Consider the following 13090-nt stretch of genomic DNA (forward strand, 5'->3'; position numbering starts at 1 on the left):
ATGGCGTGGCCGGCAGGTCCTGCTGGCGCACAAGGTCCAGCGACACGTCCCGGCGGCGGGCGATCTGATGCAATGCCGCGCACACGGCGTCCGCCGCCCGACCGCGCACCACGTCGTTGCCCGCACGGATATCGAGGGTAAAGACGACCTCCCCGGGCACGACGTTGGAGGCGCCCGGTCGGACTTCCATGCGCCCGACCGTGGCGACCAGATCGTCCGGCCCGGCGCGCCCGCATGTCTCGATCGCCAGCACCATCTCGGCCGCCGCCGCCAGCGCATCCCGGCGCAGCGACATGGCCATGGTACCGGCATGCCCGGCGGTCCCGCGCACGGTGGCCTGAAACCTGTATTGCCCAGCGATGGCATCGACCACGCCCAGAGACCGCCTCTCGGCCTCCAGCACGGGACCCTGCTCGATATGCACCTCGAGATAGGCGCGCAGGTCGGCCGGGCTGCGGGCGGCGTCCGGCAGCGACCGCGACGACAGACCGAACGCGGCCAGCGCGTCATCCAGCCTGACCCCGGCTGCGTCGCACAACGTCAGATCCTGCCCGCCCAGCGTTCCGGCGAAGGCGCGGCTGGTCAGCATGGAGACGGGAAAGCGGGAGCCCTCCTCATCCCCGAACCCGACCACTTCGATCGCATACGGCAGACGCAGACTCTCGGCATGCAGGACCGCGACCGCCTCGATGCCCAGCACCACGCCCAACATCCCGTCATATCGCCCCCCGTCCCGGACGCTGTCGATGTGGGAGCCGATCACGAGCGCCGGCGCGTTCGGAACACTCCCCTCATAACGGCCAATCAGGGTGCCTGCGCCATCGAGGCGGACCGAGAGCCCCGCCTGCGTCATCCACTCGGTGAGACGCTCGATCGTCGCATGGTGCGCGGGGCCGAGATACGGCCGGAACAGGCCGCCCTCCATGTCCGAATACGGCCCCATGCCCAGCGTGTCACACCGGTCGACGACCCGGCGCCCACGGGCCGACCATACGTCCTCCGTTATCTGTCCGATCACCGCGGCGCCCTATTTGGGGGCGGAGGGGCGATAACGCTCCAGCCAGTGCGCGTATGGCGCGGGCAGCACCCAGGCTGGACGATCGACGCCCAGCGCCTGTGCCGCGACGTAAGGCCAGTGCGGATCGGCCAGATGCCTGCGTCCGACCATGGCGAGATCGAGCTGGCCGTTTTTCACCGCGTCATCGGCAAGTTCGGGCGTATCGAACCCCCAGGCGGAGGCAACCGGCAACTCCGCCTCCCGCCGCACCCGCTCGGCAACCGGGCCGAGGAACGCCGGTCCCCACGGGATCTTCGCGTCCGGCGTCGAAAACCCGATGCTGACATTGAGCATGTCGAGACCTTCGGCCTTGAGGCTTTTGGTCAGCGTGATCGCCTCGGCCAGCGTTTCCTCGTCCCGTCCGTCATATTCGATCACGCCGAGGCGCGCGGTCAGGGGAAACGTCTCCGGCCAGACCGCGCGGACCGCCCGCACTGTCTCGATCAGGAAGCGGCTGCGACCGGCCAGGTCGCCACCATACGCGTCGGTGCGATGGTTGGCGTGCACCGAGAGAAAGCTCTGCGCGAGGTAACCGTGGGCGAAATGCAGTTCGAGCCATTCGAAACCCGCCTCAACCGCCCGACGTGCCGCGGCCACGAAATCGGCCTGGACACGCGCGATATCGGCCAGAGTCATTTCGCGCGGAACTCTGGGCAGATTGGCGCCAAAGGCCACGGCGGACGGCGAGATCGTCTCCCATGCCCCGAGTGCGCCGTCGGGGATATGGTCGTCGCCCTCCCACGGGCGGTTGGCGCTGGCCTTCCGCCCCGCATGCCCGATCTGGAGGCCGGGCACCGCCCCGGCCGACCGGATCCCCCGGGCGACGGCAGCCATGCCCGCGATGTGGCGGTCGTCCCACAGCCCTGCGCAGCCCGGGGTGATGCGCCCCTCCGGGGACACGGCCGTCGCCTCGACGATCACCAGTCCCGCGCCACCACGCGCCAGGCCCGCGTAATGCGCGGGATGCCAATCGGTCAGGAAGCCGTCGACCGCGCTGTACTGGCACATCGGCGGGACGGCGATGCGGTTGCGGAGCCGCGCCGACTTGAGGGAAAAAGGCTCGAAAAGGGGTGGTGTCATGTCGACCTCTGCCTGTGCCGTGTCTCGTCCATCCAGACACTGGTCCGGGATATGAGGTCAGTTCGGCAGAAATCCACACCACCCGTCAACCGTCAGCCGACATCCTTGACGGACGCGTCCGCATGGCCCTTCTGCCAGTATCCGGCCGCCTTGATCCACTGCGGCGCAATCCCGCGCTCCTCGATCAGGTAGCGCCGCACGGCGCGGGCGACGCCGCCTTCGGCCGCGACCCAGACGAACGTCGCGGGCCCGATCACCATCCGCTCCAGCCGCGCGATGATCTCGTCCGGACGGTCGGCATGATCGACGGGCCGATGAAGCCAGCGGGCCTCGTGTCGAGCCGCCGTCACGAAAACCTGTTCGTCCCCGGGGCCGGGAACCGCCACCAGCGTGGTCACGGGGATGCCGGCGTCCAGTTCCTCCACCCGCCGTCCGATGGCGGGAAGTGCGGTCTCGTCCCCGACCAGCACCCAGTCGCTGATCGGCCCCTCGATCACCCCCGAGCCCTTCGGGCCGGCGATCTCAAGCCGATCCCCGAAGCGGGCCGAGCGCGCCCAGTCGGCCGCCGGACCGCCCGCGTGGTCGACGAAGTCCACAACCAGCGTGTTGGACGCGCGATCATGGCGGCGCGGGGTGTAATCGCGGCGGACCTCACCGTTCACGGGGTCGGGCAGGAAGATTTTGATGTGATCGTCGGGCGCAAGGCTGACGAAGTCTTCAAGCGCCTCGCCGGTCAATGTGACACGGATCATGTGCGTCCCTGCCCGCTCGACCGACATCACGGTGAGCGCGCGGCGGCGCAACGCGTGCCGCACGCGGCGGATGACCGGAGAGGCGGGCTCGACGGCGGTCATGCCGTCTTCCATGGCGCGACGTTGCGCGTCCCCGCCTTCGCCCGCGCGTTCCACGGCGCGTGCGGCGCCGTCCAGAATGGACGCGATCCTGTGTTCGGCCGTCGTCTCCAGCCCATCATTCCGCAGCTGCGTCCGCACTGCGGTCTGGAGGTTTTCCTTCGCCCGCATGGCCGGAAACCCGCCGCGATCGCGCGCGCCGGAGCGTTGCGTGCCGGTCAGGCGTGCCATGATCGCCGCGAGCTGGTCCTGACCGGCGGCAAGCGCTGCGTGTCCCGTCTCGGTCACGCGGAACAGCGCGTGGCCTTCGGTCTGCACTGCTTCGATCTCGCCAGCCTCTTCCAGCCAGGTCAGCGCGGGAGAGATCACGTCCGGGCCGGGCACGTGGACGGCCGCCGACCGTTCCTCGATCATGCCGATAAGATCCTCACGGTTGCCTGGTCGCTCCGCGATCAGACCGAGGACCAGCACCCTGATGGCGCAACGGTCGAACACGCGGTGGCGCCCGCGATGGGGGCCGGTGGGGCCTTGTCCCCAACCATGCCCGGCCCCGTTGCTGGAGGGGAGGAACCGGCCACGGCCGGACGGGTACATGTGTTCATGTCTCATGAATTCGATATACATCTCGATATATCGGTTTTCAAGATATATCTGAATTTTGACCCTGGTGCCCTTGCGATACCGCGGACCGCTTCCCGACCGTGCCTCGGCATAACGATATAGCACATTGCATATCCGCCCGACTTCCGTTTGAGTGTGGTCATGGCCTTCCTGTCCCGACACCCCGGTATTGCCCGCGACGCGGCAGACGTCATCGGCAGCATTCCGATCCCCGGTGCCGGGGCGCCGTGGTTCCGCCGCTTCCTCGCCTTTGTCGGGCCGGGCTACATGGTGTCGGTCGGCTATATGGATCCAGGAAACTGGGCCACGGACCTGCAGGGCGGCGCGCAGTTCGGCTTTACGCTGCTGTTCGTCATCCTGTTGTCCAACGTGATGGCGATGCTGTTGCAGGCACTCGCGGCGCGTCTGGGCATCGGCACGGGGCTCGACCTCGCGCAGGCCTGCCGGGCGCGCTATTCACCCGCGGTCAGTCGCGCGCTATGGGCCGCGTGCGAACTGGCCATCATGGCGTGCGATCTGGCCGAGGTCATCGGCACGGCGATCGCCCTGCAGATGCTGTTCGGCCTGCCCATTCTGGTCGGCACGCTGCTTTCGGCCTGCGACGCGGTTCTGGTCCTGCTGCTGATGAACCGTGGGTTTCGGTGGCTGGAAGCCTTCATCATCGCCCTGATGACGATCATCGCCGCCTGCTTCGGGTTGCAGGTCCTGTTCGCGGCCCCTCACGGGGGGGCGATCCTGAGCGGCTTCGTCCCGCACGCGTCGATCGTGACCAACGGGGCCATGCTTTACATCGCGATCGGGATCATCGGGGCGACCGTGATGCCTCACAACCTGTATCTGCATTCCTCGATCGTCCAGTCGCGCGCCTATCCGCGCACGCCGTCGGGCCGTCAGGACGCACTGCGCTGGAGCGTGTGGGACAGTTCCATCGCCCTGTCGCTCGCCCTGTTCGTCAACGCGGCGATCCTGATCGTCGCGGCCGCCGCCTTTCATGGCTCCGGCCATCAGGACGTCGCCGAGCTTCAGGATGCCTACCATCTGCTGTCGCCCCTGCTCGGCTACGGCATCGCGTCGACTCTCTTCGCCGTCGCGCTGCTGGCGGCGGGCACGAACTCGACGGTCACCGGCACGCTCGCCGGGCAGATCGTCATGGAAGGCTTCCTCGACCTGCGCCTCGCCCCGTGGGCACGGCGCCTGCTGACGCGCGGACTGGCGATCGTGCCCGTGGTCTTCGTCGTCCTGATCCGGGGCGACGGCAGCGTGAACGACCTTCTGCTGTTCAGTCAGGTCATCCTGTCAATGCAGCTTCCGTTTGCCGTGATACCGCTCGTGCGGCTGGTGTCGGACCGGGCGTTGATGGGGCCGTTTGCAATCGGGCCGGTGATGAAGGTCGCGGCCTGGACCACCGCGGGCCTGATCCTGATCCTCAATGGCAAGCTGCTGTTCGACGTGGTGGGCTAGAGACCCGTCTGCGTCGCGGGGATGGTGGCCCGGGGCCGACCGGCGGAGACGATACCCACGCGCTTGCCGCGATGCAGCAGTTGCGCCTCGAAATCGAACCCCTGAAGGTCACCCGTGATCTTTACGTCGTCGAACGGTTGCGCCGCGCCAGCATACTCGATCTTGGCATCGAACTGCTGCGTCCAGAACCATGGCACGCCTTCGTCGGACTGATCGAGCCCCACAATCGCCCGCGCGGCCCGACGGCCCTGAACCTCGGCCTCGCGCCAATGCTCGATACGGACGGTATGGCCTTCACGCGGTATGCGGGCGCAGTCGCCGACGACATAGATGCCCGGCGCGGCCTGTTGCGTGGCATCGACCGCGATGCCGCCTTCCTCGGCGACGAGATCGGCGGCGAAATCCAGCGCGGGTGTGACGCCAATGCCCACCACGACAGCATCCGCCGTCACAGTATCACCATTGTCGAGATGCACGACGCGACGTGCCCCGTCGGCCGTGATCGCCGTGACGTGGCGCCCCGCGTGACAGGTCACGCCCCTTTCACGGTGCATATCCAGCAAGCGACTGGCGATCAGAGCGCCGAAAACCCGCTCGAACGGAATGGCCGCCGACGACACCACATCCACCGTCATGCCACGCTGGCGCAGGGCCGCGGCTGCCTCCATGCCGATAAAGCTTCCCCCGATCACCACGACCCGCCCAGTCTCCACGGTCGCCGACAGGATAGCCTGCGCGTCAGCCGCCGTCCGAAGCGTAAAGACGGCGGACAGGTCTCCGCCCGGGATCGCCAGTGGCCTGGGCACGGAGCCGGGTGCGAGAATGATGTGATCGGCCGACAGGCTGCGCCCGTCATCGAGTGTCACGCTGCGCGCCGCAACGTTCATGCGCACAACGCGGGCCGCGACACGCGCGATGCGCTGCTCGGCCCAGAATGTTTCGGGGCGGAGGGGTGGCGGGGCATTCCCGTCCGCCTTACCGGCCAGAACGGCCTTGCTGAGGGCCGTCCGATCGTAGGACGGTTCTGCCTGCGGGTCGACGATCGTGATATGGCCGTCGAACCCGAACTCCCGCAGGGCGCACGCGGCACCGACGCCACCGGCTCCGCCCCCCACGATCAGCACCGTCTCATCGGGCGCACATGTCGCTCTGGCGGGCGGCTCAAGCGCCTCCGTGCCGACATGCACACGACCGTCCGCCACCTTGACGGGGTAGAGCGGCAGTGGGTCAAGGGCCAGAGGTTCCACCAGCCCCCCGTCCTCCAGCCGGAAGGACGCCTTGTGCCACGGACAGACCAGCCGCCCGTCACACACGGCGCCCTTTTCCAGCGGCGCGCCCTTGTGCGGGCAGGTGCCCGCGTACGCCCGCACGTCCCCGCCCGTCCGGACCAGAACCATTGCCGTCTCCCCCACGGTCACGGGCACGATGCTGTCCGGTGTCAGGTCAGCCAGCGCGGCCACATCGTGCCAGCCGGGCGTCCGGGCATGCGCGGCGGTATCAGAACTCGGGGCAGGCATGGCGGAGCGCCTCCTGACGGGACGGGCAGCGTGGCCCGGGCGGGCCGGTCGTCGCGCGCGTCGTGACGGCATGATTGCCTGCCGATCCTACGTCCGCCCGGCCGTTTCGTTCCCTCCCCCGATTGCGGCACCAATGGTCTCACGCACAATACTGTGTCAAATCATGTCAACGTGTGAACGAGGATGAGACCAGACAGCGTGACAGATGAGACTTCCGGGCGCGATCGCCCTGCCCCTGCGGGCGCCTCCCTGATGGCGCCCACGCTCACGGCGCTCGGCATCGTCTTCGGCGATATCGGCACCAGCCCCCTGTATGCCATGCAGACCGTATTGCAGGACCACGGCCACACCGTCACGCCGGATGAGGTGCTGGGCGTGCTGTCGCTGATCGTCTGGACCATCGTTCTGGTCGTGGCCGTCAAATACTGCGTGTTCGTCATGCGCGCCGACAACGATGGCGAAGGCGGCGTGCTGGCCCTGACCGCTCTGGTGACCGGTGCGCGGAACGAAGACGACATTCAGGACGCGCCGACCTATCGCCGCCTGTGGCGGTCATCGATACAAAAGATCCTGTTGTCGGCGGGCCTGTTCGGCGGGGCACTTCTGTTTGGTGACAGTGTGCTGACGCCGTCAATTTCGGTCCTCAGCGCGATGGAGGGCATGACCGTCGCCGCGCCCTCGGCATCGCACTACGTGCTTCCGGCGGCACTGGCGATCCTGGTGATGCTGTTCGTCGCCCAGCGTGCCGGAACCAGCGTAATCGGGGCGTTGTTCGGCCCGGTCATGCTGGTCTGGTTTCTGGCCATCGGCGGCCTTGGTCTGTTGTCGTGCACGCATCACCCCGAGGTCCTGCGCGCACTCGATCCCCTCCGCGCCCTGCGCTTTCTGGCCGAGAACGGATGGCGCAGCTTCATTCTGCTCGGCGGTGTATTTCTGACCGTCACGGGGGCCGAAGCCCTGTATGCCGACATGGGCGGCGTCGGACGATTGCCCGTCCGGCTGGCCTGGTTCGTCATCGTTCTGCCGGCGCTGCTGCTGTGCTACGGCGGGCAGGCCAGCGCCCTGATGGACGCCCACACCCTGCCGCCCAATCCGTTTTACGGGCTGATCCCATCGAGTTGGGGGCACGTGCCGGTGTGGATCATGGTCGGACTGGCGACGCTGGCCACGATCATCGCCAGCCAGTCGGTCGTGACGGGGGTGTTTTCCCTGACCCAGCAGGCCATTCAGGTCGGATGGTTCCCCGGCGTGCGCCTGCACCATACGTCCGAGCACGAATCCGGGCAGATCTACGTTCCGCTGCTCAACTGGATGATCATGGCCGCGACACTGGCGCTGACCACGACCTTCGGCAGCTCGGCGCGCCTGGCCGGGGCCTACGGCATGGCCGTGTCGACGACCATGCTGCTGACAAGCCTGCTGTATGGGGCTTATCTGCATCGGCGTCGCCACTGGCCGTTATGGGCGACCGCAGCCTTCGTCGGGTGCCTGCTTATCGTGGACTGCGCGTTTTTCGCGGCCAACATGCTCAAGATCGCGGATGGCGGCTACATTCCGCTGGTCATCGCACTGGCGCTGTATGCCGTGATGAGCATCTGGCAGCGCGGAACCATGGCGCTTCAGGACACCAACACACAGGCGACAGTGTCACCCGATGCGCTGGAGCAGGACCTGCGCCGACATGACATTCCCCGCACGCCCGGGCACGTGGTGTTCCTAAGCCGCGTGAACGAACCCGTCCCCCCGATCGTCGGGCTGCACGTGCGACAGTTCGGCGGCCTGCCGCAGCACGCCATCACACTGAGCATCGTGTTCCGCCGCGACGTGCCGCGTATCGCGCCGTCCGAACGCATCGTGCGCAAGACGTTCAAGAACGTTCTCGAACACATCACGGTCCATTACGGCTTCATGGAAACGCCGCGGCTGCTGGAGGCGCTTGCCGCAGCCTCGGACGACGGTGCCCCGGTGTCACCCGACGACGCCATCTTTCTTGCCGAACATGACGAGATCGTCGCCGCCGACACGCCGCGTGCCTTTGGGGGACTTCGCCGCTGGGAGCGCCCGGTCTTCGCGTTCCTTTATCGGAATGCGCGGCATTCGATTGACCAGTTTGCCCTGCCGCCCGATCGACTGGTCGAAATCGGTCGTCGGATCGCCCTTTGATACACGGTAAAGCGCCCGGATCGCCCCGGGCGCCTGCCTCACCACGCGCGCGGTCTGCTCTGTGAAAGCGGAGCAGACCGTTTCTTATCAGACCGCATGGACTTTCTTCTCCCGCGCCCACAGGCGGAGGGCACGACAGGCCTTCACGAACGCTGCGGCATCGGCGTCGGCCGCGATCTTCACGATGCCGTCGTCGAAATCCTGCTGCCTCACGCCAGCGCGCTCCATCAGCGGGACGGCGTCACCCACGTACGCGATGAACTTCGCATGCGCGTACGCATCGGCGATGAAGTCGCGCGCCGTGGCCTCATTCGACAGCAGGTCCGCCCCTTTGGCCGACACCACCAACGCCACCGCGTCGTAGAGCACGGATGGGCCACCGTTGACCTTCTGCGCGGCCGGAACTTTTTGCCCGTCGCTTGCCTCCACATAGCCGACACGCGGGCCGACCAGTTCGACGTCTGCGCCTTCGGCCTGTGCTGCCTTGCACAGGGCAGCAAGAACGGCGGGGTCGAAACCGTCGGACAGCAGAACACCGATTTTCCGACCTTCGAAGCTTTTCGGGCCGTTTTTCACAATACTGAGTGCGGGGGATGCCGACAGCCCCTCAACTACCGGCGACGCCGGAATCGTGGGCTCCGGCAAGGTCTCCAGACCAAGCCCGGTCGCGACCGCCTTGGCCAGGCCTTCATCCACGTTGCGTAGATGCGCGACCACGCGGGCTCGTATCTGGGGGGTCTCGACCTTGCTCAGTTCGAACGTGAACGCCTGCTGGATATGAACCTGCTCCGGCTCCGTCTGGCTGGCGTAAAACTGCCGCGCCTGACTGTAATGATCGCTGAACCGGGCAGAACGAACACGCGACTTGACGCCCGCGTTCTGCTCCGGAAAGGACTCGAAACCGCGCGTGTGGTCTTCGCGCGGGCCGCCCGCGGCCCCGCCCCACGAATTTGGTTCGTAGTTCGCACGCCCCTTCGGGTTGTGCATCGCCATATGGCCGTCCTGCTGGAAATGATGGAACGGGCATTTCGGCGCATTAATGGGAATATGAGTGAAGTTTGGGCCACCAAGACGCTTCAGCTGCGTGTCCAGATACGAGAAATTGCGTCCCTGCAACAACGGGTCGTTGGTGAAGTCCACGCCCCGCACAATGTTCTGCGTGCAGAACGCAACCTGCTCGGTCTCGGCGAAGAAGTTGTCCACCACGCGATCGAGGACCAGTCGCCCGACCCGCCTGACCGGCACCAGTTCTTCGGGGATGAGCTTCGTCGCGTCCAGAATATCAAAATCGAAACTATCGGCGAACGCGTCGTCGAATAGTTGCACACCCAGTTCCCATTCCGGGAAATTGCCGCTCTGGATAGCCGACCACAAATCGCGCCTGTGAAAATCAGGGTCCGCGCCGTTGATCTTCACCGCTTCGTTCCACACGACCGACTGCAGACCGAGCTTGGGCTTCCAGTGGAATTTCACATAGGTCGACGCCCCCTTCGCGTTAACGAACCGGAAGCTGTGGACGCCGAAGCCTTCCATGAAACGGAAGGAGCGTGGGAGCGCCCGGTCGGACATCGCCCACGTCGCCATGTTGATGCTCTCGGGCGACAGCGAGATGAAGTCCCAGAAATTGTCATGGGCCGACTGGGCCTGCGGAAATCCGCGATCGGGCTCCGGCTTCACGGAATGGATCAGGTCAGGAAACTTGATCGCGTCCTGAATGAAGAAAACGGGGATGTTGTTGCCGACAATGTCCCAGTTCCCCTCCTGCGTGTAGAGCTTGACCGCAAAGCCGCGCACGTCTCGCGCCAGGTCGAAGGACCCCAGACTGCCGGCAACCGTCGAAAATCGTACGAAGGCTGGAACGCGCTCACCGGGGCGCTGCAGAACGTCGGCGCACGTCACGTCGGACAGCGAGTCCGTCAGTTCGAAGAAACCATGCGCCCCGAAGCCACGCGCATGGACGACGCGCTCGGGGATGCGTTCATGGTCGAAGTGAAAAATCTTTTCGCGGAAATGAAAGTCTTCCAGCAACGTCGGCCCGCGCTGTCCCAGCCGGAGGGAGTTCTGGTCGTCGGACACAGGTACGCCCTGCGCCGTCGTCAGCGACGGTGTCTCGCCACCCGCAGTCTGATGAGTCTCCCCGCCTTCGCCGCGCGCGGAAATATTGAGGCCGGTAGCGTGATCGCCCCCGGGAATCTTGCTGGATGAAGCCGTCATGGGGGTCTCCCGCTCGCGTTTGCATCACGCCCGCCATTCGAGATGGCACGTTACGTGGTCCACAACGCGATGCGCCGGACGGGGGTTCCCTCCCCGTCCGGCGGCCACATGACCCTTGACGGTGCGGTCGGCTCAGAGGCCTGCCGCGACCTTTGCCGAGGCCCCGCTGCGATCGCCCAGCTTGACCACGCCCTTGCGCAACTCGGCCTCGTTTACCTTGCCGCGGGCCTGAACCTCCAGCGCCCGGCGCGCTTCGGCCTCGGCCTCGGCCGGCGGCAGAACCAGCACGCCGCTTTCGTCAGCCAGAACGTAATCGCCGGGCTGAACCACAGCGCCCCCGATCGACACAGGCACGTTCATGCGGCCGCCGAGATCGTAGATGCGCGTCGTGATCGGCGCGACACCCGCCGCCCACATCGGCAGATCGGACTCCTCGATTTCGGCCTGGTCCGTGACCGGGCCGTCGACGACGCCAGCCGCCGCACCGGAGGCCTTGACGGCCGCCGTCACGCCGCCGCCCCAGCACGCGTGCCGATCGTCGCCCAGACGGTCCACCAGCAGGATGTCGCCCGGCCGCAGCAGGCCCGACGCATGATGCAGCAGCGTCGAATCCGGGCCGGGAATCGCCAGCGTCACGGCCGTCCCGACGACACGGCGTCCCCGCAGCAGCGGCTGGATGCGGCGGTTGCAAAAGCCCATGTGGCGCCAGTGACCGATGGTGGCGGTCTCGACGCCTGACAGGATTTCGAGAACCTCCGCGCTGCACTGGGCCGGCATCGGATTGACGACGTATTTCGGAAGCATATTGTTTTCTCCAGCAAAAGGTCGCGGCGATCACGCGGCCCCACGCGGCGGCAGGACGATCGGCCGCTGCGGATTGGTCAAAAGAAAGGCGATTGTCCCGCACAAACCGCAGATGACGATCACCATGCGAATGATGCTCCAGTCGCCGTGCGTGCCCTGCACCAGAGCGGCGCTTATCACGGGCACCAGAGCCCCAGCCCCGTTGCCGAGCAATTGCGTCCACCCGACGATGATGCCCGCATGGTCACGACCAAGATCCTGGACCGTCGTCCAGATCGAGACCTGTCCCATACCGATCATGAACATCGCGGCGGACATGAACGCGATCGTGGCCGGAATTGACGTCGCCGACAGCGACAGCGCCTGAAATGTCCCGGCGCCGATCAGGCCGACAATGCCGAGCGGCACGCGAGCGAACCAGACAGTGGGTGCGCGTCGCACGATCGCGTCGCTGACAAAGCCCATGATGATCACAGCGCCGTAGAGAAAGAAATACGGAACCGAGATCATCTTACCCATGCTGGCGGTGTTCATGTGCCGCACCTCGACGAGATAGAGCGGCATCAGGATGGTAAAAAAGCTCTGTATCCCCATCATGAAGAAATATGCGAACCCGATCGCCAGAAACTGCGGCTTCAGGAAAAGGCGTCCGTCAAAACCCTTCAAGGTCGAGGCTTCGCGAACCAGGGGTGGACGCAGGCCCTGTCGGAACGACCAGAATATTGCCCCCGACAGCGCGAACCCGATCATCCCCAGAATCACGAAGCACCACCGCCATGTGCCGAACCACAACAGGAGAGAGGCGCAGAGAGGACCACCGATGACAAGGCCGAGATACAGTCCGGACAGCAAGCCGGAGCTCGCCTTCGCCCGCAGCGCGAGGGGAAAGCGCTCGCGAATGATCATGATGCTCGCCGCCCAGTCTGGCGACTGACACAACCCCATCGCAATACGGGCTACCGCAAACCCGGCAAACGACCCGCCGAGCGGCAGCAACAGGACCGCCATCGACCATGTCACGCAAGACAGTCCGAGCATCATCCGGGCGCCGAAGCGCTCGCACAGCCACCCGGCCGGTATCTGGAACAGGGCGTATGCACCGACGGCGATCGACAGAAGCTGCGTCGTCTGCTCGATCGTGAAATGAAATTCCGACCGGATCTCCGGCGCGAGCACCACCATCGCCTGTTTGTCGACCGACATGAGCACGGCGGCAGGGATGATCAGCCCGAGAAGGACGGCCCAAGACCGTCCCGGCGCTCCCGTCCTGTCCGCCGTGGCGTGATCGGTGGTTGCCATGCGTCCCTCCCAAGACCTTGACG

General features: G+C 66.1%; 9 protein-coding genes. 2 read left to right on the forward strand and 7 right to left on the reverse strand.

All coding sequences use genetic code 11. The features are described 5' to 3' along the window. The 3 genes from HUK82_RS04965 to HUK82_RS04975 all read right to left on the reverse strand — a co-directional run. Positions 1 to 1018, reverse strand: a 1018-nt coding sequence (locus tag HUK82_RS04965; RefSeq protein WP_317134851.1) for a Zn-dependent hydrolase, incomplete at its 3' end; no start/stop codon positions are given. A gap of 9 nt (positions 1019 to 1027) precedes the next feature. Beyond that, positions 1028 to 2137 carry an NADH:flavin oxidoreductase/NADH oxidase gene (locus HUK82_RS04970; protein ID WP_176612893.1) on the reverse strand — a complete coding sequence of 370 codons (1110 nt, stop codon included), beginning with the start codon at positions 2135 to 2137 and terminating at the stop codon, positions 1028 to 1030. Between the two features lie 92 nt (positions 2138 to 2229). After that, positions 2230 to 3003, reverse strand: coding sequence for a siderophore-interacting protein (locus HUK82_RS04975; protein ID WP_176612915.1), 774 nt, complete (start codon positions 3001 to 3003; stop codon positions 2230 to 2232). A gap of 747 nt (positions 3004 to 3750) precedes the next feature. On the opposite strand from HUK82_RS04975, the gene HUK82_RS04980 reads away from it, so the two are divergent. Further along, the gene (locus tag HUK82_RS04980; protein WP_176612894.1) at positions 3751 to 5070 is read left to right on the forward strand and encodes an Nramp family divalent metal transporter; all 1320 of its coding nucleotides are present in this window, start codon (positions 3751 to 3753) and stop codon (positions 5068 to 5070) included. Here the strand turns inward: HUK82_RS04980 and HUK82_RS04985 are convergent. Further along, on the reverse strand, positions 5067 to 6587 hold the full coding sequence (locus HUK82_RS04985; protein ID WP_176612895.1) for an FAD-dependent oxidoreductase: 1521 nt from the start codon (positions 6585 to 6587) through the stop codon (positions 5067 to 5069). The two genes, HUK82_RS04980 and HUK82_RS04985, sit on opposite strands and share 4 nt — an antisense overlap. A 252-nt stretch (positions 6588 to 6839) precedes the next feature. Here HUK82_RS04985 and HUK82_RS04990 point away from each other — a divergent pair, with 252 nt between their 5' ends. Next, complete coding sequence (locus HUK82_RS04990) at positions 6840 to 8750, forward strand: potassium transporter Kup (RefSeq protein WP_176612896.1); 1911 nt, start codon at positions 6840 to 6842, stop codon at positions 8748 to 8750. Between the two features lie 87 nt (positions 8751 to 8837). On the opposite strand, the gene HUK82_RS04995 is transcribed toward HUK82_RS04990, so the two are convergent. The 3 genes from HUK82_RS04995 to HUK82_RS05005 all read right to left on the reverse strand — a co-directional run bounded on the left by HUK82_RS04995 (position 8838) and on the right by HUK82_RS05005 (position 13067). After that, on the reverse strand, positions 8838 to 10964 hold the full coding sequence (locus HUK82_RS04995) for a catalase (RefSeq protein ID WP_176612897.1): 2127 nt from the start codon (positions 10962 to 10964) through the stop codon (positions 8838 to 8840). 132 nt (positions 10965 to 11096) lie between these two features. After that, a complete protein-coding gene (locus HUK82_RS05000; protein ID WP_176612898.1) occupies positions 11097 to 11768 on the reverse strand; it encodes an RraA family protein in 672 nt (223 codons plus the stop codon). Positions 11769 to 11798: 30 nt separating this feature from the next. Then, complete coding sequence (locus HUK82_RS05005; protein WP_176612899.1) at positions 11799 to 13067, reverse strand: MFS transporter; 1269 nt, start codon at positions 13065 to 13067, stop codon at positions 11799 to 11801. Between the last annotated feature and the right edge of the window lie 23 nt (positions 13068 to 13090).

Source organism: Ameyamaea chiangmaiensis, from assembly GCF_013376175.1.
Taxonomy (GTDB): domain Bacteria; phylum Pseudomonadota; class Alphaproteobacteria; order Acetobacterales; family Acetobacteraceae; genus Ameyamaea; species Ameyamaea chiangmaiensis.

Bases quoted from the DNA above. Each gene is read 5' to 3' on its own strand.
- HUK82_RS04970 (WP_176612893.1), bottom strand. From the start codon at position 2,137: ATGACACCACCCCTTTTCGAGCCTTTTTCCCTCAAGTCGGCGCGGCTC.
- HUK82_RS04975 (WP_176612915.1), bottom strand. From the start codon at position 3,003: ATGGAAGACGGCATGACCGCCGTCGAGCCCGCCTCTCCGGTCATCCGC.
- HUK82_RS04980 (WP_176612894.1), top strand. From the start codon at position 3,751: ATGGCCTTCCTGTCCCGACACCCCGGTATTGCCCGCGACGCGGCAGAC.
- HUK82_RS04985 (WP_176612895.1), bottom strand. From the start codon at position 6,587: ATGCCTGCCCCGAGTTCTGATACCGCCGCGCATGCCCGGACGCCCGGC.
- HUK82_RS04990 (WP_176612896.1), top strand. From the start codon at position 6,840: ATGGCGCCCACGCTCACGGCGCTCGGCATCGTCTTCGGCGATATCGGC.
- HUK82_RS04995 (WP_176612897.1), bottom strand. From the start codon at position 10,964: ATGACGGCTTCATCCAGCAAGATTCCCGGGGGCGATCACGCTACCGGC.
- HUK82_RS05000 (WP_176612898.1), bottom strand. From the start codon at position 11,768: ATGCTTCCGAAATACGTCGTCAATCCGATGCCGGCCCAGTGCAGCGCG.
- HUK82_RS05005 (WP_176612899.1), bottom strand. From the start codon at position 13,067: ATGGCAACCACCGATCACGCCACGGCGGACAGGACGGGAGCGCCGGGA.